This window comes from Fuscovulum blasticum DSM 2131 (assembly GCF_003034965.1).
Taxonomy (GTDB): Bacteria; Pseudomonadota; Alphaproteobacteria; order Rhodobacterales; family Rhodobacteraceae; genus Pseudogemmobacter; species Pseudogemmobacter blasticus.
Map to the genome: position 1 here is coordinate 183,942 of NZ_PZKE01000004.1, position 22,824 is coordinate 206,765.

General features: G+C 67.9%; 22 protein-coding genes. 17 read left to right on the forward strand and 5 right to left on the reverse strand.

The annotated features are described in order from the left end of the window. Positions 1–12 precede the first annotated feature (12 nt). The 6 genes from C5F44_RS06035 to C5F44_RS06060 all read left to right on the forward strand — a co-directional run bounded on the left by C5F44_RS06035 (position 13) and on the right by C5F44_RS06060 (position 4,336). Positions 13–717, forward strand: coding sequence for an SDR family oxidoreductase (locus C5F44_RS06035; protein WP_107672607.1), 705 nt, complete (start codon positions 13–15; stop codon positions 715–717). Positions 718–1,020: 303 nt separating this feature from the next. Further along, on the forward strand, positions 1,021–1,758 hold the full coding sequence (locus C5F44_RS06040; protein WP_181318200.1) for a DUF4198 domain-containing protein: 738 nt from the start codon (positions 1,021–1,023) through the stop codon (positions 1,756–1,758). 1 nt (position 1,759) lies between these two features. Beyond that, positions 1,760–2,383: a cobalt transporter CbiM gene (gene cbiM, locus C5F44_RS06045; protein WP_107672609.1), complete on the forward strand. Its 624-nt coding sequence runs from the start codon at positions 1,760–1,762 to the stop codon at positions 2,381–2,383. Positions 2,384–2,385: 2 nt separating this feature from the next. Continuing rightward, positions 2,386–2,931 (forward strand): cobalamin biosynthesis protein CbiL, encoded by a 546-nt coding sequence (locus C5F44_RS06050; protein WP_181318201.1) that lies wholly within the window; start codon positions 2,386–2,388, stop codon positions 2,929–2,931. Next, entirely contained in the window at positions 2,928–3,638 is a 711-nt protein-coding gene (cbiQ, locus tag C5F44_RS06055; protein ID WP_107672703.1) for a cobalt ECF transporter T component CbiQ, read from the forward strand. Before C5F44_RS06050 ends, cbiQ begins: the two co-directional genes overlap by 4 nt. Beyond that, complete coding sequence (locus C5F44_RS06060) at positions 3,635–4,336, forward strand: energy-coupling factor ABC transporter ATP-binding protein (RefSeq protein WP_107672611.1); 702 nt, start codon at positions 3,635–3,637, stop codon at positions 4,334–4,336. The genes cbiQ and C5F44_RS06060 overlap by 4 nt, the downstream gene beginning before the upstream one ends. Here C5F44_RS06060 and zapE read toward each other — a convergent pair. Both zapE and C5F44_RS06070 read right to left on the reverse strand, forming a co-directional pair. Next, positions 4,324–5,418: a cell division protein ZapE gene (gene zapE, locus C5F44_RS06065; RefSeq protein WP_107672612.1), complete on the reverse strand. Its 1,095-nt coding sequence runs from the start codon at positions 5,416–5,418 to the stop codon at positions 4,324–4,326. The two genes, C5F44_RS06060 and zapE, sit on opposite strands and share 13 nt — an antisense overlap. Positions 5,419–5,440: 22 nt before the next feature. Then, positions 5,441–6,094, reverse strand: coding sequence for a VOC family protein (locus tag C5F44_RS06070; protein WP_107672613.1), 654 nt, complete (start codon positions 6,092–6,094; stop codon positions 5,441–5,443). Between the two features lie 128 nt (positions 6,095–6,222). Here C5F44_RS06070 and C5F44_RS06075 point away from each other — a divergent pair, with 128 nt between their 5' ends. Next, positions 6,223–8,157, forward strand: a complete 1,935-nt coding sequence (locus tag C5F44_RS06075; protein WP_107672614.1) for a methyl-accepting chemotaxis protein — start codon at positions 6,223–6,225, stop codon at positions 8,155–8,157. A gap of 262 nt (positions 8,158–8,419) precedes the next feature. On the opposite strand, the gene C5F44_RS06080 is transcribed toward C5F44_RS06075, so the two are convergent. Continuing rightward, a complete protein-coding gene (locus C5F44_RS06080) occupies positions 8,420–8,839 on the reverse strand; it encodes an acyl-CoA thioesterase (protein WP_107672615.1) in 420 nt (139 codons plus the stop codon). Between the two features lie 458 nt (positions 8,840–9,297). On the opposite strand from C5F44_RS06080, the gene C5F44_RS06085 reads away from it, so the two are divergent. The 3 genes from C5F44_RS06085 (at position 9,298) to C5F44_RS06095 (ending at position 12,400) form a co-directional block, all read left to right on the forward strand. Next, on the forward strand, positions 9,298–10,422 hold the full coding sequence (locus C5F44_RS06085; RefSeq protein ID WP_107672616.1) for an aminotransferase class V-fold PLP-dependent enzyme: 1,125 nt from the start codon (positions 9,298–9,300) through the stop codon (positions 10,420–10,422). Positions 10,423–10,566: 144 nt separating this feature from the next. Continuing rightward, on the forward strand, positions 10,567–11,079 hold the full coding sequence (locus C5F44_RS06090; RefSeq protein ID WP_107672617.1) for a flavin reductase family protein: 513 nt from the start codon (positions 10,567–10,569) through the stop codon (positions 11,077–11,079). 76 nt (positions 11,080–11,155) lie between these two features. Continuing rightward, positions 11,156–12,400, forward strand: a complete 1,245-nt coding sequence (locus C5F44_RS06095; RefSeq protein WP_107672618.1) for an NnrS family protein — start codon at positions 11,156–11,158, stop codon at positions 12,398–12,400. Here C5F44_RS06095 and C5F44_RS06100 read toward each other — a convergent pair. Further along, positions 12,370–12,792, reverse strand: a complete 423-nt coding sequence (locus C5F44_RS06100; RefSeq protein ID WP_107672619.1) for a VOC family protein — start codon at positions 12,790–12,792, stop codon at positions 12,370–12,372. The two genes, C5F44_RS06095 and C5F44_RS06100, sit on opposite strands and share 31 nt — an antisense overlap. A 109-nt stretch (positions 12,793–12,901) precedes the next feature. Between C5F44_RS06100 and C5F44_RS06105 the strand changes: the two genes are divergently transcribed. After that, entirely contained in the window at positions 12,902–13,798 is an 897-nt protein-coding gene (locus C5F44_RS06105) for a homocysteine S-methyltransferase family protein (RefSeq protein WP_107672620.1), read from the forward strand. After that, a complete protein-coding gene (locus tag C5F44_RS06110; protein WP_107672621.1) occupies positions 13,795–14,448 on the forward strand; it encodes an RluA family pseudouridine synthase in 654 nt (217 codons plus the stop codon). The genes C5F44_RS06105 and C5F44_RS06110 overlap by 4 nt, the downstream gene beginning before the upstream one ends. A 6-nt stretch (positions 14,449–14,454) precedes the next feature. On the opposite strand, the gene C5F44_RS06115 is transcribed toward C5F44_RS06110, so the two are convergent. After that, complete coding sequence (locus C5F44_RS06115; protein ID WP_107672622.1) at positions 14,455–15,213, reverse strand: DeoR/GlpR family DNA-binding transcription regulator; 759 nt, start codon at positions 15,211–15,213, stop codon at positions 14,455–14,457. Between the two features lie 180 nt (positions 15,214–15,393). Between C5F44_RS06115 and C5F44_RS06120 the strand changes: the two genes are divergently transcribed. The 5 genes from C5F44_RS06120 to C5F44_RS06140 all read left to right on the forward strand — a co-directional run bounded on the left by C5F44_RS06120 (position 15,394) and on the right by C5F44_RS06140 (position 22,814). Continuing rightward, positions 15,394–16,347, forward strand: coding sequence for an ABC transporter substrate-binding protein (locus C5F44_RS06120; RefSeq protein WP_228156725.1), 954 nt, complete (start codon positions 15,394–15,396; stop codon positions 16,345–16,347). A gap of 67 nt (positions 16,348–16,414) precedes the next feature. Beyond that, entirely contained in the window at positions 16,415–17,425 is a 1,011-nt protein-coding gene (locus C5F44_RS06125) for a quaternary amine ABC transporter ATP-binding protein (protein ID WP_107672623.1), read from the forward strand. Further along, positions 17,422–19,383 carry an ABC transporter permease gene (locus C5F44_RS06130; protein WP_107672624.1) on the forward strand — a complete coding sequence of 654 codons (1,962 nt, stop codon included), beginning with the start codon at positions 17,422–17,424 and terminating at the stop codon, positions 19,381–19,383. Before C5F44_RS06125 ends, C5F44_RS06130 begins: the two co-directional genes overlap by 4 nt. A 118-nt stretch (positions 19,384–19,501) precedes the next feature. Next, a complete protein-coding gene (locus C5F44_RS06135; protein ID WP_107672625.1) occupies positions 19,502–20,380 on the forward strand; it encodes a phosphotransferase in 879 nt (292 codons plus the stop codon). Further along, positions 20,373–22,814 carry a GcvT family protein gene (locus tag C5F44_RS06140; RefSeq protein WP_107672626.1) on the forward strand — a complete coding sequence of 814 codons (2,442 nt, stop codon included), beginning with the start codon at positions 20,373–20,375 and terminating at the stop codon, positions 22,812–22,814. The genes C5F44_RS06135 and C5F44_RS06140 overlap by 8 nt, the downstream gene beginning before the upstream one ends. Positions 22,815–22,824 lie beyond the last annotated feature (10 nt).

Genomic DNA, 22,824 nt, shown 5'->3' on the forward strand with positions numbered 1-22,824 from the left:
CGGAGAAGCAGGATGTCTGACGGCAAGGTGGTTCTGGTCACGGCGGGCGGGTCGGGCATGGGGGCGGCCTGCGCCCGGCATCTGGCGGAAACCGGCTGGCGGGTGGGCATCCTGTCCTCGTCCGGCAAGGGCGAGGCGCTGGCGGATGAACTGGGCGGTGTCGGCGTTACCGGATCGAACCAGAACGAGGCCGATCTGCAACGCGCCGTCGATGCGGTGATGGCCCGCTGGGGCCGGATTGACGGGCTGGTCAACTCGGCCGGCCATGGGCCGCGCGCACCCATCCTGCAAATCAGCGATGCCGACTGGCACCGGGGGCTTGAGGTCTATTTCCTGAACGTCGTCCGCGCCGCGCGTCTGGTGACCCCGATCCTTGAGGCGCAGGGCGGCGGGGCCATCGTCAACATCTCCACCGCCTGGGCCTTCGAGCCTTCGGCGATGTTCCCGACCAGCGCGGTGGCGCGGGCCGGGCTGGCGGCTTTTACCAAGGTGTTCGCCGACAGCTATGCCGCGAAGAACATCCGCATGAACAATGTGCTGCCCGGCTGGATCGACAGCCTGCCCGCCACCGAGGAACGCCGGCAGAGCGTGCCGATGGAACGCTACGGCACCGCCGAGGAGATTGCCGCGACCGTGGCCTTCCTGCTGTCTGACGGGGCGGGCTACATCACCGGGCAGAACCTGCGGGTGGATGGCGGGCTGACCCGCAGCGTGTGAGGACTCGCCAGCCTTTGCTGAAAAAATGGGCACCTCTGCGTGGGGCGCGATTTGCCATCTGTGGGTGCGCGTAGGCGGGTTTGTCAACGATTTCAGGCAGCAAGGCCGGAACGGGGCCGGGTGGCAAGTGTTTTCCAGGGGGTGGTAAGAAGGTTACCACGTTGTTTTTAAGAGGAAAAATCTGCCGTCTTTGGCGATGCGGTCTTGCTGGAAGCTGGTGGTATGATCTACCGTCCTGAAAATCATACCTGACCGAGACCCGAGATGCCTTGCCTTCCGAGCCGCCCCTTTGTCCTTGCCGCGATGCTGCTGGTCGCCGCCGCCGGACCGTCAGCCGCGCATTTTCAGGAGATCATTCCCTCGGCCGACGTGCTGCCCGAAGGGGGAAAGGTCGCGCTGGATCTGGTCTTTACCCATCCGTTCGAAGGCGGGCCGGTGATGGAAATGGCGCGGCCGGTGGAAGTGGGGGTGCTGACCGCAGGCGCCATAACGGTGCTGACCGACCGTCTGGTCGAGGCGCCGCGAGACGGGGTAATGAGCTGGACACTGGAGCATGAGCTGGCCGAACCCGGCGCGTCGGTCTTTTACGTCACGCCCCAGCCCTATTGGGAACCGGCCGAGGGCAAGTTCATCGTGCATTATGCCAAGGTCATCGTGGACAGTTTCGCCAGCGGCGAAGGCTGGGATGCGATGGTGGGCCTGCCGGTCGAGATCAGGCCGCTGACCCGGCCAACCGGGCTTTGGACCGGCAATGTCTTTACCGGCGTGGTGACGAAGGCTGGCCAGCCGGTGCCCTTTGCCGAGATCGAGGTCGAGTTGATCAACGACGGCGCGATCAAGCCGCCGAACGATGCCTATATCACCCAGGTGATCACGGCGGATGCCAACGGCACCTTCACCTATGCGATGCCGGTTTCGGGCTGGTGGGGCTTTGCCGCGCTGATGGAAGGCGACAGCCCGATGACCGCGCCCGACGGGACCACGGTGCCGGTCGAGGAAGGGGCGCTGATCTGGGTTCACACCAATCCGGCGGTTCGCTGACATGGCGCATATTCCCGATGGCATCCTGTCGCTTCCGGTGCTGATCGGCGGCGGTGCGCTGGCGGCAGTGGGCGTGGGTCTGGGCCTACGCGCCCTTGACGACCGGGCGATCCCGCGCGTGGCGCTGCTGGCGGCGGTGTTCTTCGCCGCCTCGCTGGTGTCGATCCCGGTCGGGCCGTCCAGCGTGCATCTGCTGCTGTCGGGGCTGATGGGCCTTTTGCTGGGGATGGGGGTATTCCCGGCGGTTCTGGTGGCGCTGGCCCTGCAGGCGGTCCTGTTCGGCTTTGGCGGGCTGACAACGCTGGGGGTGAACACGGTGAACATCGCGCTGCCCGGTGCGATGGCGGGGCTGGTGCTGGGGCCGGTGATCCGGCGGCAGGTGCGGCCCGTGGTGGCCGGGGCGCTGGCGGGCATCGGCTCGGCGCTGGCGGTGCTGGCCACGGGCGGGGCGGTGGCGCTGTCGCTGTGGCTGTCGTCATCCGATTATGTGCCGGTCGCGCGGGTGCTGCTGGCAACCTATCTGCCGCTGGCCCTGGCCGAGGCGGTGGTGGCCGCGGTGGTGGTGGGCTTTCTGGCCCGGGTCGAGCCGGGGGCGCTGCGGCCTGTGGCGGCTGCAGGGGCATGATCTTGCGGCGGTTCCTGATCCTGCTTTGCGCGCTGCTGCTGGCAGGGCCTGCGGCGGCGCACAGCCTGCGGGTGTTTGCCAAGGTCGAGGGGGGGCAGGTCAGCGGCTATGGCTTTTTCATCGGCGGTGGCCGTCCGCAGGGCGTGGACTGGCTTGCGCAGATGGGGGCAGAGACGATTGCCAAGGGGCAGACCGATGCCAGGGGCAGCTTTGGCTTTCCCGCCCCCGCCACGGTGACGGCTGATGTCGTGGTGACGGTGAACACGGGTGAGGGGCACGTTGCCAGCACCACGCTGAAGCCCGAACGCTTTGGCGGCGCGCCGATGCCGGGGTCGGCTGTGACCGAACCGGCGGCGATGCCGGACGGGACCGGGGCGGCGTTGACCCGCGCCGAAGTCGAGGCGGCGGTTGCGGCGCAGGTGGCCCCGCTGATGGAGCGGATCGAGCAGATGGATGCGCGGATGCGGCTGACCGACGTGCTGTCGGGCGTCTTCCTGATCCTGGGGCTGGCGGGTATGGCGCTTTGGGCGCGTGGCCGGCGCGGATGATGCTGCCGGGCGATCTGCGGCTGCGGATGCTGGCCGGGTTCGGCGCGCTGGTGCTGATTGCGCCCTTGTCGCGTCAGGGACCGGCGGCGGCGGCTTTGGCGGCCGTGCTGGCGCTGTTCGCTGTACAGCGCCAGCCGCTGCCTTGGCGGCGGCTGTGGCACCTTGAGGCGTTCCTTGTGCTGCTGCTGGTCACGTTGCCCTTCACCCTGCCGGGAACGCCGCTGCTGCGGATCGGGCCGCTGGTGGCCAGCCATGAGGGGCTGGAACGCGCCGGGGTGGTGGCGGCCAAGGTTGCGGCGTCGGTCCTGCTGGTGACGCTGGTCTTTGCCGCGACCGAGCCCGAGCGGGTGGGGGCCGCACTGCGGGCGCTGCGCCTGCCCGAGCCGCTGGTGCGCATCTTTCTGGGTGTCGTGCGCTATCTGGCCCTGATCCGGGCCGAGATGCAGCGCCTGCAGGATGCGATGCGGATGCGGTCGTTCCGTCCCGGATCGAACCGCCACACCTGGCGCAGCTATGGCCACCTTCTGGGCATGATGCTGCTGCGGGCCATGCAGCGGGCCGACCGGGTGGAGGAAGCGATGCGGATGCGCGGCTATGCCGGGCGGTTTCTGGCGGAAACACCGGCACGGCCGGCGGGGCGGGACTGGCTGGCTGGCCTCCTGCTGCTGGCCGGGGCGGCGGCGTTGCTGGCATGGGACATGGCATGACCGCACCTGTGGTGATCGAGGAGGTGCAGGTGCTGCGCGACGGGCGCGCGGTGCTGGATGGCGCCACGCTGCGGCTGGGGCCGGGCGAGCGGCTGGCCATCGTCGGGCCGAACGGGGCGGGCAAGACCACGCTCTTGCGCGCGCTGGTGGGGCTTGAACCGCCCGCGCGTGGCCAGGTGGCGCTGTTCGGAGCCGACTGCCGGACCGAGGCCGATTTCCGCAAGGCCCGGCGCCGGATCGGCTTTCTGTTTCAGGACAGCGATGACCAGTTGTTCTGCCCCAGCGTGATCGAGGATGTGGCCTTCGGCCCGCTGAACCTTGGCGCGCCGCCCGCAGCGGCGCGGGCGGCCGCACAGGCGGCGCTGGACCGGCTGGAACTGGGCCATCTGGCGGACCGCTTCACCCACCGGCTTTCCGGTGGGGAAAAGCGGCTGGTCTGTCTGGCCGGGTTGCTGGCGATGCAGCCCGAGGTGCTGTTGCTGGATGAGCCGACCAACGGGGTGGATCTGGCCAACGGTCAGCGCCTGCGCGAGGCGCTGCTGGGTTTTGCCGGGGCGATGATCCTGGTGTCACATGATGACGGTTTCGTCGCCGACATCGCGACGCGGGCCATGGTTCTGGGCCAGGGGCGGCTGCGTGCGGCGCAGGTACACAGCCACCCGCATACCCACAGCCACCGGCATATTCACGAAAGCTGAGCCGTCGCCCCCCAGTCGGCCCCCTGCATTTCGCGCAGCCGGCTGGCGGTGCGTTCGAATTCGAACGCGCCTTCGCCTTCGGTATACAGTCGCTCTGGCACATCGGCGGCAGAGCATATCAGCAGCACCTTCGCCTCATACAGCGCGTCGATCAGGGTGACGAACCGTTTGGCTTCGTTGTAGTTCGAGCTGCCCAGATGCGGGATGTCTTCCAGGATCAGCACCCGGCAGGCCCCGGCAATGGCCAGATAGTCGGCCGGGCCCAGGGGGCGGCCGCACAATTCCCAGAACCCTGCGCGACCAACGCCCGAGGCAAAATGCGGCACCACCGTTTCCCGCCCGTTCACCGGCAAGACAAGCGGTTCGCCCTTGGCGCACCCGGTCAGATCCTGCCAGATTTCCCTGATCTTGCCTTGCGAGGCGCCCGCGGGGTGGAAATAGACCTGCGCCCCCGCCAGCCGGTGCTGGCGGTAATCGGTGGGGCTTTCCAGTTCGACGATATGCAGGCGGTCGCGCAGCATGGCGATGAAGGGCAGGAACAGCGCCCGGTTCAGACCGTTGTGATACAGGCCCTCGGGCGGGCGGTTCGAGGTGGTGACGATCACCACACCGGCGGCCAGCAGCTTTTCGAACAGGCGCCCGACGATCATCGCATCGGTGATGTCGGTGATCTGCATCTCGTCAAAGGCCAGAAGGCGGGCATCGCGGATCACCGCTTCGGCCACCGGCTCCAGCGGGTCTTCGATGCCGGTCTTGCGCGCCGCGTGCATACCGCGATGGATTTCCTGCATGAAGGCGTGGAAATGCACCCGGCGTTTCTGGCCGATGTCGGTGGCCTGAAAGAACAGGTCCATCAGCATCGACTTGCCGCGCCCGACGCCGCCCCAGAGATACAGCCCCTTGGGCGGGGTAACCGGCTTGGCGAACAACCCGGCGAACAGGCCGACCTTGCGGGTCGGGTTCGCCTCAAGCCAGGCGCGCAGGTCTTCCAGCAGCGGCAGAACGGCATACTGGCCCGGATCGGGGCGCAGGCTGCCCTCGGCGATGCGGGTTTCGTAGATCTCGGTCAGGGTTGTTCGCATACCTTCGTATACCGTTCTTGCCTCAGGCTGGAAAGCCGGCCTCGACAGGGGCCACGCTCAGGCCGCCGGGGCCGGTTCGCGCCGCAGCACCAGCGATCAGCAACCGCCGCCACAGGCCCTGTGGTGCGGGTGCGGGCGGCACGGGCGGCTGGTACAGTTCCAACATACTGCGGCCAAGGGTCAGGAAACGCACCTCGGTCACCCCCTCGGGGCGTTGCAGCTGGACCGAAGCCGCCGGCCGCGCCCCAAGCTCGGTGAAGAAGTCCAGCGTTGCGGCAAGATCGGCGCAGGGCAGACCGATATGGTCATGCCCCGGCCCGACCGGGGTGGCCCGGCGCTCGATCAACTCGATCCGTGCGCCTTCGGGGCCCTGCAGGAACAGATAGCGCACACCACCCCAGAATTCGGCAATGGTCTGCGGGCCGTCGGGCGTGATGGCGAGGTCGACCTGCGCGCCCCGGGCAAGCGCGTCGCGGGCGGCGGCGTCAAGATCGGGGACGGCCAGCGCCAGATGGTCGATGGCGCCATGACCTTCGGGGGTGCCACGCGACAGCACGATCTGCTGGTCATGAAAGATCAACCGTCCCTGACCGGCCTCGACAAAGCCGAAGGTGCCGCACAGCAGGCGCCGCCCGGCCTCGGGGTCACGCAATTGAAGCTCGGGGATCACGGTCATGGGCGGCACCAGGGTTCAGGGCTGGTGCGCAGGAAACCACGCCCGGAGGGCGGCGAAAAGGCGATAACCGAATCTGCACCTTTTGCCGTGAACCTGCCGGTGAACCGCCTGCCATTCCGGGGAAGAAGATGAACCGCCTGCGCTCTCTGGGTCTCGTGTCGCGCCTGACCGGCCTTTCCGTCCTGTTCTTCCTGATTGTCGGGGGGGTCGGCTTTGTCATCGCCGACCACAGTCTGCGGGAATTCGAACAAAGGTCATTGTCCGACACGATGCAAACCGCGGCGCGGGTTTCGGCGGAACTGGTGCAGGATGTCTATCCCGACCTGACCTATTCGGTGGATGCGCAGGGACAGGTGGTGAATGTCATCTGGCCGGCCATACCCGAACATCCCGATGACCGGATCGTTGATCAGTTGCACGCGATCACCGGCACGGAACTGACGATCCTGCGGTGGGACGCGGCGCGCAATGATTTCATCCGCGCCTCGACCAGCCTGCGCGATGCCGACGGGCAGCGGATGGATGGCACGCAACTGGGGGCCGATCATCCGGCGCGGGCGGCCCTGCTGCGGGGCGAACCCTATCTGGGTGAGGCTGAAATCCTTGGCCAGCCCCATTTGCTGAACCTGCGACCGGTCAAGGCGCCGGATGGGCGTGTGATCGGTAGCCTGGGCAACTTTGTCCCGCAATCGGCGCTTGCCGATGTGCTGGGTGCTACCCAGCGTGAGATCGTGATCGGTGTGGCGGTTGTCTCGGTCCTGGGGGCGCTGGTGCTGTTTCTGGTGAACCGGGCCTTGCTGCGGCCGCTGTCGGGCTTGTCCGCCGTGATGGGCCGGATCTCCGCCGGTGACACCACGGTCGAGGTGCCCGCGCTGAACCGGCGCGATGAGATCGGAACCTTCGCCCGTGGCTTTGAGGCCTGGCGCGAGGCGACGGCGGAAGCGGCGGCGCTGTCCCGGCTGGCGCGCGAGGCCGAGGCCGAACAGGCGCGGGTGGTGGGCGATCTGTCGCTGGGCCTGTCGCGGCTGGCCGGTCTTGACCTGACCGCCAGCATCGCCAGCCCGCCCGAAGCGCCGTTCCCGGCCCGATACGAAGAGGTGCGCTGCAACTTCAACGCCGTGGTCGACACCCTGTCCGAAACCCTGCTGATGGTGCAGCAGATCGCCCGGTCGATCGACGCCGGCGCGACCGAGTTCAACGGTATCGCACAAGACATGTCGAACCGGACCGAGACGCAGGCCGCCACGCTGGAGGAAACGGCGGCGGCACTGGACGAACTGACCGCCTCGGTCCAGTCGACGGCGCAGAACGCGGCCGAGGTGGACAGCGCCATGGCCGAGAACGGCCGCCAGGCCGAAGAGGGCGGGCAGGTTGTTCGGCGGGCGATTTCGGCAATGGAGCAGATCGAACAATCCTCGCGCCAGATCACCCGCATCACCGATGTGATCGACGACATCGCCTTCCAGACCAACCTTCTGGCGCTGAACGCCGGGGTTGAGGCCGCCCGCGCGGGCGAGGCCGGCAAGGGCTTTGCTGTGGTGGCCAGCGAGGTGCGGTCGCTGGCGCAGCGCGCCTCGGACTCGGCCAAGGAGATCAAGCGGCTGATCAGCCAGTCGACCGAGCAGGTCGAGGCCGGCAGCACACTGGTGAACGCCACCGGCTCGGCCCTTGGCGTGATGATCGAGCGGATACGTTCTGTCACCACCATGATCGCGGACATCGCAAATTCGGCGCGCGAACAGTCGCTGGGACTGTCCGAGATCAACACCGGCGTGAAACAGCTTGACGAGGTGACACAGCGCAACGCGGCGGTGGTCGTGCAATCGACCACCTCGAGCGAAGTGCTGCATCAGGACGCCGCCCGCCTGACGGAAAGCCTGTCGCGGTTCCGCCTGCCCGAGGTGGCGGCGACGGGGATGCCGCGCCCTGCCATGGCTGCGGTTCCCTATGCCGTGAACCTGACCTCTGCCGCGTCGCCCCCGCCCGCCCGGCCCGAGGAGTTCCGGCCGGTTCCCTTGCCACGGACCGGGACCGATGCGGGGGGCGGTTGGGAGGATTTCTGATCCCGTGGCCCACAGCGCCCGCGCGGCTGGCCACGCTCCGCAGCGCCTTGCAAGGCCTGTCCCGATGGCTTTGACCGGCGTTCTGTCTGGTTGAATGTATGGTTTTCGCCGACGATGCCCCGGCATCAGGGGGCCAGTGCCTTGACGCGTAGCGGCAGAGCGGTTGGCAGGGCAACATTGACCGGACTGTTGCGGGCCTGTCTGGCGTTCTGGAAGGAGGCATCGGCCATCGCTGCCCGGCAGACGGCCGCTGCGATAGGGATCAGTCGGCGCCCGCGAAGGCGGCAATCCTGTCACGCACCGCTGGCGGCCAGGGTTGCGGGCGCAGGTCGCCATCCAGGCCGCCGCCGACAAAGACCAGCGTCAGGTCGACGGTGACGCGCAGCAGGCCGACGCAATGCGCCTCGTTCCGCAGTCCGATTGAACTGGTGCCCAGCCGCGTGACGGACAGGCGCCAGTCGATCACCTCTCCCAGCCGCGTCGGGGCGTGATAGCTGACCTCGGCCCGCACGGTGGGGGTGCCTTGATGCGCCGCCATCATCTCGGCATAGGGATAGCCCGCCACCTCGCGGAAGAAGTTTTCGCAGACCGAGTTCGTCATCTCGAGATAGCGCGGATAGAAGACGATCCCGGCCGGGTCGCAGTGGTTGAACTCGATACGGATGTCGCGGTGGTAGATCATCAGGCGGCCCTTGCAGCGCGCGGCACCCCTTTGCCGCCGCGACCAGATGGGCAGGGGCAGGGGGTATGGTCAAGGCCAGAAGGCGGGTGAACCAGACGGCGGGGCGGGCCTGAGGGGCATGGGCGCGGCGGCCCATCTGGCAATCGCAGGGCAGGTCGGGGATCAGCCGCCGGTTGCGGCGCGCCGGTTGCGCTGTTGTGCGCCAGAGGGGGGCGGGCCAAGTCGGCCCTGCCAAGGCGCGTCCGGCCACCGGATGCGAGGTGTTGGCCCATGCAGGAAGCCGCTGCGGTTCAGACCGTGCGGTCAGGCCCGGGCGTGCGGCGATCCGGCGAAGGGGCGATATGCCTGCGCGACGGGCCTGTTGCTGGCCGGGCGCCGGTTTGCCGCGATGCGCGGCACGGAACGCCTTGCCCATGGCTGCCCCGGCATGGCAGCAAGGCGCAAGCAGGGAGAAACCGATGGACGGCGCCTATTTCCTTTACCACTCGATCGGCATGTATCCGGGCAAGAGTGCCGATCTGGCGGCCGCACTGTCGGATTTCGCCGCTGTCTGGGGGCGGGCTGATGATGTGCAATGGGGCTGGGTTCTGCCGCGTCGGCAGCGGTTCATTGACCGCTGGCGCGCGATCCTCAACGCCCCGCCGGGCAGCGTGACGACATGCGAGAACGTCACCTCGGGCTTTCATGCGCTGTTGGCGGCGCTGCCCGAAGGCCATCTGCGCGGGCGCAGCGTGCTGGTGGGGGCGGACTGTTTTCCGTCAAACCATTTCCTGCTGCAATCGCTGGCGCCGCGGCTGGGGTTCACGCTGAAGACGGTGTCCTTCCGGCAGGGGGCAGCCCATGTCGAGGATGAGGATTTCATCGAGGCCTGGACGCCGGATGTTGGTTTGGCGCTGCTGACATGGGTGTCCTCGACCACCTCGGCGCGGATTGACCTTCAGGCGCTGGTGGCGCAGGGGCGGCGGATGGGGTCGCTGGTGGGCGTTGACATCACGCAGGGCGCGGGGCTCTTGCCGTTTGATGTGGCCGCGCCCGAGGTGGATTTCGCGCTGTCCACCAGCCTGAAATGGATGTGCGGCACGCCGGGGGCAGGTGTGCTGTATCTGGCGCCGCGGCTGATTGGCCACTGCCGGCCCGAGGTGGCGGGCTGGTTCAGCCAGGACAACCCGTTCAACTGGGACATCACCCGCTTCGAATACGCGCCCGACATCCGCCGCTTTGACAATGGCACGCCGGGCTGCGTGGCGGCGCTGGCCTCTCTGCCGGCGCTGGACTGGCACGCGGGCCAGGATCATGCGCGGATACTGGCGCAGAACCGCCGGCTGACAGCAGGGCTGATCGAGATGGCCGACGCGCTGGGGCTGCCGGTGCTGACCCCGCGGCCCGAGGCGCGGCGCGGCGGGTCGGTGATGCTGCGCCTGCCCGACAGCCGCCCCGCGCCGCAGGTTCTGGCCGCGCTGCGCGAGGCCGGGGTGACCGCCGACACCCGTGGCCAGACGCTGCGGCTGTCGCCTGGCATCCTGACCACAGAGGCGGGGCTGGACCTGCTGGTGCATCATCTGGGCCTGCTGCTGCGGGGCTGATGCGGGCAGCGCAACCGGGGCGCGACAGCGACGCAACCGCGCTGCGACACGTCTGTCATGGAAACCGGGGGGAACATGGCCTATCTCGCAACCGGAAGGCCTTGCCCCGCAGGGACAGGCCGCAGGGCTGCCGAAGGAACCGCCATGACCAACCCCGTTCCCGCCGACGCAGAAGTGACGCCGCAGGATTTCCGTCTGGGGATGCGGGGGCTGGTCGGCAATTGCAGCATCATCACCGTGGGCGAGGGCGAGCGCGCCTCGGGGTTGGTGGTCACTTCGGCGATCTCGCTTTCGGTCGAGCCGCCGCTTCTGCTGGTCTGCGTGAACCGGAAGGCGTCGCCGCACCCCCTGCTGGTGGAATTCGGCTGTTTTGGCGTTTCATCGCTGGGGGCGGCGCATCAGCCGGTGGCCGAACGGTTTTCCGGCGTGGCGGGGGTGCGGGGGGCCGCGCGTTATGAAGGGGCCGAATGGGAAACCGCGGTGACCGGGGCGCGGCTTCTGAAAGGCGCGCCTTCGGCCTTTGATTGCAGCCTGGAAGAGGTGATCGACCGCGCGACGCATTCCATCGTGATCGGTCGGGTGCGGGCGATGCGCACGACCGAAGGGGCGGGGGCGCTGGTCTATTGGAACGGTGCCTATCAGGCTCTTGGTGCCTGACGCGACAGGACGGCGCCTTGCCAGCGCGCCGGCGGCAGGGATATTGCGCCGGTCTGGTGCGGGGGACTTTGGGCGCATGGGTGTGGTGAAGCGGCTGTTCTCGGAAGGCTATCGCGTCTTCTTTCTGGCGGGCTGTCTGTTCGCGCTGCTGGCCATGCTGGTGTGGGAGGTCTGGCTGGCCGCGCAGGCGCAGGGCGGGGGGCTGGACCTGCCTATGGCGTGGCCGGCGAACCTGTGGCACGGGCATGAGATGATCATCGGCTATGCCGGGGCGACGCTGGGGGGGTTCCTGCTGACCTCGGCCTCGGGGTTGACGGGGCCTTCGGGCCTGCCGCGTCGCTTTATAGCGGTGGTGTTCGGGCTGTGGCTGCTGGGGCGGGTGGCCGTGTGGAATGCGGCCCTGCTGCCGGCCACGCTGGTGGCGCTGGCGGATCTGTCCTATCTGCCGGTGCTGGCGACCAAGATCGCGCTGCAACTGGTGGCGCGGCCCAAGCTGCAACAGGCGCTGCTGCTGGCGATTGTTGCGCTGGTCTGGACTTCGAACCTGAGTTTCCATCTGGAGGGGTTTGGCCTGCTGACCGATGGCGCCAGCCGGGGTGTGCGCGGCGCGCTGCTGGCCCATTCCGCGATGCTGCTGATCATTGGCGGGCGGCTGGTGCCGGGCTTCACCCGCAATGCTATGATGCAGGCCGGGCAAGAGCAGGGCCATCCGCAGAACCCAGCCGCCCTGGCGGTGCTGTCCATCGCGCCGGGGCTGGCGCTGGTGCCGGCGGTTCTGGCGGGGGCGCCGGCCGGGGCGATTGCCGCACTGGCGCTGATGGCGGGCGGGGCGGCGCTGGTGCGGCTGCTGTTCTGGCGCGGCTGGTGGGCGTGGTCACGGCCGATCCTCTGGACGCTGCACATGGCGTTCCTGCTGAACGGTCTGGGGCTGGTGGCCTTTGGTATGGCGGCGGTCGGGGTGGGCGACGAACTGGCGGCGCTGCACCTGATTGGCATCGGCGGCATCGGCGGGATCACGATCTCCATCCTGACAAGGCTGACATTGGGCCTGACGGGCCGGCCGCTGGTGGCGCCGTGGCCGGTGGCGGTGGCCTATGCGCTGATCCCGCTGGCAGCGCTGATCCGCTTCGCCGCCTCGACCTGGCCCGAAATCTACTATCCGGCTAGCCTAGCGGCCGGGGCGTTGTGGCTGCTGGCCTTCGGTCTGGTGCTGGTGGCGCTGGCGCCCGTCTTTCTGGGGCCGCGGCTTGCGCGGGCGCCGGTGCTGCGGCAGCCGGGGGACAAGGCCGCTCAGATCCGGCGCGACGGGACGAAGGCATAGCCCGAGGGTGACAGGATCACCGCCTCGCGCAGGCCATGGGCGGGCTTGTCGCGCGGTGCCTGCAGGACAATGCCGCCTGCCGCCCCGGCCCGCGCGGCGGCAAGGTCCGGGTCTGCCTCGTGCAGACGGATTTCCAGACCGGCGCCAAGCGGGCCGGATTCGGGCAACAGGGCAAGCAGCGGATGGCTGGCATAGGTTCCGTCGCCATGCAGTTGCAGCGGCTGACCGGCATGCAGAAGGATTGCGAAATCGCGGCTGACGCGATGCGCGGTCAGACCGAAGACCGTGGTCAGGAATGCCGCTTCGGCCGGCACATCGCGGCACAGCAGGTTGACACTGACTGCCGTCAGCGAATGGCCGAACGTGGCGGCGGGAACCGTTTCGTAATCCATGGGCGCACCTCTGACGGCCACCCTGCCTTGGCATAGGGTCGGGGTCAAATCAGCTTCTTGATCTTGGGCCGCACGGGGCGCTACCTGCCACAAGGACAAGGAGAGAGCGATGGCGACGATCACCCTTCTGGATGGCGGCATGGGGCAGGAACTGGTGGCGCGGGCAACGCGCGATCCGGGGCCGCTGTGGGCGACGCGCGTGATGATTGATCACCCCGGGCTGGTGAAGGCGATCCACGACGATTACTTCGCCGCCGGGGCCAGCGTGGCCACGACCAACACCTACAACATCCTGCATGACCGCCTGCAACGCGACGGGCTGGATGCGCTGTATCACGCGCTGCATCTGCGCGCGCTGGCCGAGGCGCATGAAGCCCGTGCGCAGGCCGGGCGGGGGATCATCGCCGGGTCGATGGGGCCGCTTGGCGAAAGCTACCGCCCCGACCTGACCCCGCCGGTCGCGGAATCGGCGGCGCTTTATGCCGAAAAGGCGCGGATTCTGGCCGCGCATGTCGATGTGATCCTGATCGAGACGATCTCTTCGCTTGATCTGGCCCGGGGCGCGCTGCGCGGCGCGCAGGTGGCGGGGCGGCCGGTCTGGCTGTCGGTCTCGGTCGATGACCGCGACGGATCACGCCTGCGCTCGGGCGAGGCGGTGGCGGATCTGGCGGAGGTGATTGCCGAGGCCCCGACCGCAGCGGTTCTGGCAAACTGCTCCATGCCCGAGGCGATGGTCGCCGCGATGGCGGCGCTGAAACCGCTGGGCCTGCCGTTCGGTGCCTATGCCAACGGGTTCTCCGAGATCACCGGCCTGCCGCTGCCGGAAACGCAGGCGCCGCCGGCCTATTGCGGCCGCCATGACCTGACGCCCGAGAAATACGCCGATTTCGCCATGTCCTGGGTCGGGATGGGGGCCACCATCGTGGGCGGCTGCTGCGAGGTGGGGCCGGCCCATATCCGCCATCTGGCGCAGCGGCTGCGCGACGCGGGCCACCAGATCGCATGATCCCCGATTTCGTCTATGCCCCGCCCGATGTGCCGCTGACGATCCTGCATGAGGACCGGCACATTCTGGTGCTGGACAAGCCGGCGGGCCTTTTGTCGGTGCCGGGCAAGCTGGAGGGGCGGCAGGATTGCCTGCTGTCGCGGCTGCAGGCGGCGCGGTGGGATGCGCTGCTGGTGCACCGGCTGGATTGTGACACTTCGGGCGTGATGATCTTTGCCCGCACCAAAGCGGCGCAGGGTTTTCTGGGGCAGGAATTCGAACAGCGCCGCGCGCAGAAGACCTATGTCGCGCGGGTCTGGGGTGAGGTGCCGGGCGACAGCGGCCATATCGACCTGCCGCTTTGCGCCGACTGGCCGAACCGGCCGCGGCAGATGGTCAGCCATGAACATGGCCGCCCGGCGCAGACCGACTGGCAGGTGATCGGCCGCAGCCCCGGCGAAACGCGGGTCCGGCTGACGCCCCATACCGGGCGCAGCCATCAGTTGCGGGTGCATATGCTGGCGCTGGGGCACCCTATTCTGGGCGACCCGATCTATGCGGAAGGCCCGGCGCGTGACGCGCCCCGGCTGATGCTACATGCCGAAACCCTGTCGCTGCATCACCCCGCCACGCAGGACCGGGTGACGTTCAGCGCCCCGGTTCCCTTCTGAACCGTCTCAGGCGACCGTCACGCGCAGGCCGTTGTCTGCCAGAAATCGGGCCAGGGCCGCGTCGGGCGGGGCATCGGTGACAAGGTGGTGAAACCGCCCCGGCGGGGCAACGGCGATCGGGGCGCCGTGACCGAATTTCGAGGCGTCTGCTGCCACGATCACCTGATCGGCCTGGCCGATCATGGTCCGGCTGAACTCGGCCTCGCGCAGATCCTGCAACAGGAAGCCGCTGGTGGCGTTGACAGCCGCAACCGACAGGATGGCATGGCCCACGCGGAACTGGCGCAGGAAATCCAGCGCCTCGGCGCCGAAGGCCCCGCCGTCATGGGCGCGCAATTCGCCCCCCGCCATGAAAACGCGGTTGCCGTTCACCCCGGCCAGCGCCTGCGCAACCGGCAGCGAATTGGTCACGACCAGCAGTTCGCGCCGCACCCGCAGCGCCTGTGCGACATAGGCGGTGGTCGAGCCGACATCGAGAAAGACCGACGCCCCGTCAGGCAGCATCCGCGCCACGGCTTCGGCGATCCGGCGCTTGGCGCCGGGGTTCACCTGCATCCGCTGGCCGAAGCTGGGTTCCGTCCCCCAGTCCTTGAGATGCGCGCCGCCATGCACACGGGCAACCCGTCCCGCGGCTTCAAGCCGTTTCAGCGCGCGGCGCACGGTTTCGCCGGTGACGCCCAGCCGGCGGGCCAGATCATCCACCCGGCCGGTGCCGGTTTCTTCAAGCAGCCCAAGAATTGCGCGTTCGCGCGGGGAAGACAGCATTTTGCCTGCGATTGTGGTGGGTTCTTGGCAGTCCTGTTTGTGAATATCCACTAAATTTCAACATAACTCCACAGTTTTCAACATTGGATTTGACAGGTGCGGGGATTCGGCCGCAGCTTTTGCACAGCGACCTCCGGGGAAAACCGGCGGCGGACACATGACAACAGGAGAGGAATACAGATGACCCGGATGTGCCTTGCACGCGCCGCCGCCACGGCCACTGCCCTTGTCCTTTTTGGTGGTATGGCCCTGGCCGAAGTGGAAAGCGAAGACCCGATCAAGCTGACCCTGCACGACTGGACCGGGCAGTTGATCACCACGAACATCATGGCCGCCGTGCTGGAGGAAGCTGGCTACAACGTCGAACTGGTGCAGGCCGATTACCTGGCGCAGTTCGCCGGGCTGGAAACCGGCGACCTGCATGTCGCCATGGAGATCTGGGAAACCACCGGGCGCGAGGCGATGGATGCCGCCGTGGCCAAGGGGGGCGTGGTCAACATGGGCGAAACCGGGATGCTGGCCAAGGAAGAGTGGTGGTATCCGCTGTACATGAAGGAAAAGTGCCCCGGCCTGCCTGACTGGAAGGCGCTGAACGACTGTGCCGCGGCCTTCGCCACCGCTGAAACCGGCGCCAAGGGCCGTTATCTGGGTGGCCCGGTCACCTGGGGCGGATTCGATGAGGAACGGATCGCAGCGCTGGGGCTGAACTATGAGGTGATCCACGCCGGCACCGATGCGGCGATGTTCGCCGAACTGGAATCGGCGTATCAGCGCAAGGATCCCATTCTTCTGTGGGTTTATGCCCCGCATTGGGCGCCGCAGAAATATGAAGGCGAATGGGTGGAATTCCCGCCCTATGAGGCCGCCTGCTATACCGATCCCGCCTGGGGGTCGAACCCGACCGCCACGCATGATTGCGGCAAGCCCTTCGGCCCGATCTGGAAGGTGGGTTGGGCGGGTCTGCCCGAGAAATGGCCGGGCGCCGACAAGGCCATCCGCGCCTTCCACATCGAGAATGATGCGATGGGGGCGATGATCGCCAAGGTCGATCTGGACGGCCAGACGGTCGAGGATGTGGTCAACGAATGGATGGACGCGAATGAGGCCACCTGGTCGGCCTGGATCGCCAAATGACCCTGTGATCCTTGCGGCGGGGCGCCCGTGACGGCCGCCCCGCCCCTGTGCCCGGACCGGACCCGAGATGACCCGACCTGTCAAACTGGCTTGCCGCCATGTGTGGAAGCTGTACGGCCCGCATCCCGAACGCTTGGTTGGCAAGAGCCCCTCGCTTGACGAGATCCGGGCGTCGGGCCATGTCGGCGCTGTCCGCGATGTCAGCCTGAACATCGGCGAGGGCGAGATCTTCGTCATCATGGGGCTGTCCGGGTCGGGGAAATCGACGCTGGTGCGCTGCCTGTCGCGGCTGATCGAACCGACGGCGGGGGAAATCCTGTATGACGGCGAAGACCTGCTGAAGGCCAGCCCGGCCCGGATGATCGAGATCCGGCGGCATCACATGGGTATGGTGTTCCAGCATTTCGCCCTGCTGCCGCATCTGACCGTGCTGGAAAACGTGGCCTTCCCGCTGGAGGTGCAGGGCATGGCCCGCCCGGCGCGCGAGGCGCGGGCGCGCGAGGTGATCGCGCTGGTGGGGTTGCAGGGCCGCGAGGGGCATTATCCCCGGCAATTGTCGGGCGGCCAGCAGCAGCGGGTTGGCATCGCCCGGTCGCTGGCGGTCGAGCCTGACCTGTGGTTCCTGGACGAACCCTTCAGCGCGCTGGACCCGCTGATCCGGCGCGAGATGCAGGAGGAATTCCTGCGCATCCAGAAGCAGTTGAAGAAGACCATCGTCTTCATCACCCATGATTTCGACGAGGCGATCCGCCTGGCCGATCACATTGCCATCATGAAGGATGGCGCGGTGGTGCAGGTGGCCAGCCCCGAGGAACTGGTGCTGGCCCCGGCGGATGATTACGTCCGCGCCTTCACCGCCCATGTCAGCCGCGCAAAGGTGATCACGCTGGGGCGCATTGCGGTGCCGGGCGTGCCCGCCGATGTGGCCGGCACCCTGCCCGCCGAGGCGCGGGTGGAAGCCGTGGCCGAGCAGGTGGTGACCGCCGGCCGCCCCTTCGCGGTGGAACGCGAAGGCGCGGTGATCGGCCATGTCACCCCGCAGGCGGTGATCGACGTGCTGATCGGGCGGGGCGGATGAAGACCTGGCCGCTGATATGGGCCGGGCTGGCCGTGGTGGCGCTGGTGCTGGCGCGGGCCGTTGCGGTGCCGGACGGCTGGCTTTGGCCGCCGCAGGCCATGCACCTGCCGCTGGCGCGCTGGATCAGCGCCGGCATGGCCTGGCTGACCGACAGCGCCGCCATCGGGCCGGTCACGGTGAAGGATCTGACGCGTGGCTTCGCCCGGTTGATCGAGGCCCCGTATGAGGCGGCGCGGGTGCTTTTGGTGGAGGGCATCACCGAGGGGCGCGGGCGGCGGGCCACCACCATTGTTCCGCCGCTGTCCTGGGTGGCGGTCACGGTTGCGGCCGTGGCGCTGGGGCACTATGCGCGCGACATCTGGCTGGGCCTGATCGCCGGGGCGCTGATGCTGTATCTGGCCGTCTTCGGCCAGTGGGACAGCGCGATGATCACGCTGGCCTCGATCGTGATCGCGGTGCCCCTGGGCGTGGCGGGCGGCCTTGGCCTTGGCATTGCCGCGCTGCACTGGCGCCCGTTCGAGCGGGTGCTGTCCCCCGTGCTGGACCTGATGCAGACGGTGCCGACCTTTGCCTATCTGGTGCCGGTGCTGGTGCTGTTCGGCTTTGGCCCTGTGGCGGCGCTGCTGGCCACGGTGATCTATGCGATGCCGCCGATGGTGCGGGTGACGCTGGTCGCGCTGCGCGGGGTGCCGCCCGAGATTGTCGATTTCGCGAATATGGCCGGCTGCACGCCGGGCCAGCGGATGCGCAAGGTGATGCTGCCGGTGGCCCTGCCGGACCTGATGGTCGGCGTCAACCAGGTGATCATGCTGAGCCTGAACATGGTGATCATCGCGTCCATGATCGGGGCCGGGGGGCTGGGCGCGGATGTGCTGGAAAGCCTGCGGCGGCTGAACATCGGCGGCGGCATCGAAGCGGGGCTGGCGATCACCGCGCTGGCGGTGGTGCTGGACCGCCTGGGTCAGGCACTGGCCACCCGCGCGGGCGGCGGGCGCGGCGCCAAGGGCAACTGGCTGCGGCGGCATCCGCGCACCGTTCTGGTGCTGGCGGTGACCCTGATCAGTGCGGCGGCGGGCTACCTGATCCCGGCGGTGCAGGACTGGCCGAAGGAGTGGACGGTCACGACCAAGGGGTTCTGGGCCGACCTGATGCAGTGGATCAACGTCAATTACTATGACCAGCTTGAGGCGCTGCGGAACTGGACGCTGGTCAACCTGCTGATCCCGGTCAAGGATTTCCTGCTGGCCCTGCCCTGGCCCTTTGTCCTGGGCACGGTGGCGCTGGCCGGCTGGGCACTTGGGGGCTGGCGTCTGGCCGCGCTGACCGGGGCGTTGGGGCTGTTCCTGGCGGCCACCGGCCTGTGGGAACAGGCGATGATCACGCTGTATCTTTGCGGCGTGTCAGTGCTGATCGCCATGTGCATCGGCGTGCCGCTGGGCATCTGGGCCGCCTCGGGCGAGACGGCGGGCAAGGTCATCGGTGCGGTGATCGACACGCTGCAGACGCTGCCGAGCTTCGTCTATCTGATCCCGGTGGTGATGCTGTTCCGGGTGGGCGATTTCAGCGCCATGATCGCGGTGGTGCTCTACGCGCTGGTGCCGGCGGTGCGCTACACGGCGCATGGGCTGCGGTCGGTCCCGGAAGAGCTGATCGAGGCCGGTATCGTCAGCGGGGCCACGCGTGGCCAGATCCTGCGCAAGATCCGGCTGCCGATGGCGGTGCCGATGATGCTGCTGGGGCTGAACCAGACCATCCTTCTGGCCCTGTCGATGCTGGTCATCACCGCGCTGGTCGGCACCCGCGACCTGGGGCAAGAGGTCTATATCGCGCTGACCAAGGCCGATGTGGGCCGCGGGCTGGTGGCGGGCCTGTCGGTGGCGGCCATCGCCATTATCGCCGACCGGCTGATCGGGGCCGCCGCCAAAGGCGCGCGGGAGCGGCTGGAGGGCGGGGCATGATTGCGGTCTGCGCGGACGATTTCTTGCAAGAAATCGTGCCGGAGCCTTTGAAGGCTCCGCCCCGGAGTTTTCAAAAACTCCGGCACCTGACGCGGCGTGCTGCGCAAGGGGGAAGGGCATGAGGGCAGAAGACAAGGTGCGCGGCCTGTCCTGCTGGGCCGGGCCGGTGACGGTGGAACCGCTGGGGGGCGGCATCACCAACCGCAATTTCGTGGTGACCGATGCCACCCGCCGCGCCGTGGTTCGGATCGGGGATGACATTCCGGTGCATCAGATCATGCGGTTCAACGAACTGGCCGCGTCGAAGGCGGCGTTTGCGGCGGGCGTGTCGCCGGCGGTGCTGCATCACGAACCCGGCGCGCTGGTGATTGATTTCGTGGAAGGCCGCACTCTGGCGGCGGAAGACCTGCAACAGCGCCCGATGCTGGAACAGGCGCTGGCGCTGGTGGCGCGGGCGCATCGCGAGGTGCCCCGTTTCCTGCGCGGGCCGGCGCTGGTGTTCTGGGTGTTCCATGTGCTGCGCGACTATGCCGGCACCTTGCATGACGGCAACAGCCGCCATGCGCCGCTGCTGCCCGGCCTGCTGGACGATGCCGCCCGGCTGGAGGCGGCCGTGGGGCCGATTGACCTGATCTTCGGGCATAATGACCTGCTGCCGGCGAATTTCCTGCATGACGGGCAACGCCTCTGGCTGATCGACTGGGACTATGCCGGCTTCAACTCCCCCCTTTTCGATCTGGGCGGGCTGGCGGCCAACAACGGGCTGACCGCCGGGGATGAGGACTGGATGTTGCAGGCCTATTTCGGGCGGGTGCCCGATGCCGCGCTGTGGCGGCGCTACCGGGCCATGAAGGCGGCCAGCGCCCTGCGTGAGACGCTATGGAGCATGGTTTCGGAAATACACTCCGAACTGGACTTCGATTTCGCGGCCTACACGGCCACCAACCTGACCACCTATCGCGCGGCGCTGGCCGCCTTCGAGGAGAGCCATGGCTGACCTTCCTTCCACCGCCAAGGCGGTTGTCATCGGCGGCGGCATCGTCGGATGCTCGGTCGCCTATCATCTGGGCAAGCTGGGCTGGACCGACACTGTGCTGCTGGAGCGCAAGAAGCTGACCAGCGGCACCACCTTCCACGCGGCGGGGCTGGTGGGGCAGTTGCGCACATCCGCCAACATCACCCAGTTGCTGGGCCATTCGGTGGCGCTGTACCGCACGCTGGAACAGGAAACCGGCTTGCAGACCGGGTGGAAGATGAACGGCGGGCTGCGGCTGGCCTGCAACGCCGAACGCTGGACCGAGGTGAAGCGGCAGGCCACTACGGCGCATTCCTTCGGGCTGGAAATGCACCTGCTGACCCCGAAGGAGGCGCAGGAGCTGTGGCCGCTGATGACCATCGACGATGTGGTCGGCGCGGCCTATCTGCCGACCGACGGGCAGGCGAACCCGTCCGACATCACGCAATCGCTGGCGCGCGGTGCCCGGATGGCGGGGGTGAAGATCTTCGAGGATACGCCGGTGACGCGGGTGATCGTCGAGGATGGCCGTATTCGCGGGGTGGAAACCCCCTTCGGCATCATCGAATGCGAAAAGGTGGTGGTCTGCGCCGGCCAATGGACGCGCGATCTGGCGGCCACGGTGGGGGTGAACGTGCCGCTGGTCAGCGTGGAACACCAGTACATGATCACCGAGCGGATCGAGGGTGTCACCCCCGGCCTGCCCACGCTGCGCGACCCCGACCGGCTGACCTACTGGAAGGAAGAGGTCGGCGGGCTGGTCTGGGGTGGCTATGAGCCGAACCCCAAGCCCTGGGCGGTAAAGGGTATTCCCGAGGGGTTCCACTTTGAAACCCTGACGCCGGACTGGGACCATTACGAACAGTTCATGGAGAATGCCATCGCCCGGGTTCCGGCCCTTGCCGGGGCGGGCGTGAAGCAGTTGCTGAACGGGCCAGAGAGTTTCACCCCCGATGGCAACTTCATTCTGGGCGAGGCGCCGGAATTGCGGAACTTCTACGTCGGGGCCGGGTTCAACGCCTTTGGCATCGCCTCGGGCGGCGGGGCGGGGATGGCGCTGGCGGAATGGGTGGCCAAGGGCGAGCCGCCGTTCGACCTGTGGCCGGTGGACATTCGCCGGTTCGGCGGGGTGCATCGGTCGGTGGACTGGGTGCGCAACCGCACGATGGAGGCCTATGGCAAGCATTACACCATTGCCTGGCCGTCCGAGGAAATGCGGTCCTGCCGGCCGACGCGCCGGTCACCGCTTTACGCCCATCTGCAGGCCGCCGGGGCCTGTTTCGGCGAAAAGCTGGGGTGGGAACGGCCCAATTGGTTTGCCGATCTGGCCGGCGGGGAACAGCCGGTGGACCGCTATTCCTATCAGCGGCCCGGCTGGTGGGGGGCGGTGCGGCGCGAACATCAGGCGGCGCGTTCGGCCGCGGTGCTGATCGACCAGACCTCCTTCGCCAAGTTCACACTGAAGGGGCCGGACGCGGCGGCGGCGCTGAACCGTATTGCCGCGGGCAATGTGGACCGGGCTATCGGCAGCCTGACCTATACCCAGATGCTGAACCGCAAGGGGGGCATCGAATGTGATCTGACGGTGGTGCGGCGCGCGGCGGATGAATTCTACATCGTCACCGGCACCGGCTTTGCCACCCATGATTTCGACTGGATTTCCCGTAACTTGCAGGGCAACTGCCAGTTGGTCGATGTCACCTCGGGCGGGGCGGTGCTGTCGCTGATGGGGCCGAAGGCGCGCGAGATTCTGGGCCGCGTCTGCCCGGATGACCTGTCGAATGACGGGTTCCGCTTCGGCACGGCGAAGGCGATCTCGGTCGCCGGCTGCCCGGTGCTGGCGCTGCGGGTGACCTATGTGGGCGAATTGGGCTGGGAGCTGCACATGCCTACCGAGGTGGCGGTGACGGTCTATGAGGCGCTGATGGGCGCCGGGGCCGGGCTGGGGCTGGTGAATGCGGGCTATCGCGCGATTGAAACGCTGCGGCTGGAAAAGGGGTATCGCGCCTGGGGATCGGACATCGGGCCGGATCACACCCCGGTCGAGGCTGGGCTGGCCTGGGCCTGCAAGATGAAATCGAACGTCGATTTCATTGGCCGGGCGGCGGTTGAGGCGCAGCTTGCGGGGGGCGTGAAGAAGCGGCTGGCAACCTTCACCGCCTCGCCCGATGTGGTGCTGCTGGGGCGCGAAACCATCTATCGCAACGGCGAAAGGGTGGGCTGGCTGTCATCCGGCGGCTATGGCCATACGGTCGACCGGGCCATCGGCCTGGGCTATGTGCGCCAGGCCGGGGGGGTGAGCGACTACTTCGTCCTGTCCGGCGACTATGAGCTGGAGGTTGCGAGCGAACGGGTGCCGGCGACCGTCAGCCTGGAGCCGCTGCATGACCCGAAGGGGCTGCGGGTGAAGGGCTGAGGGGCGGGGG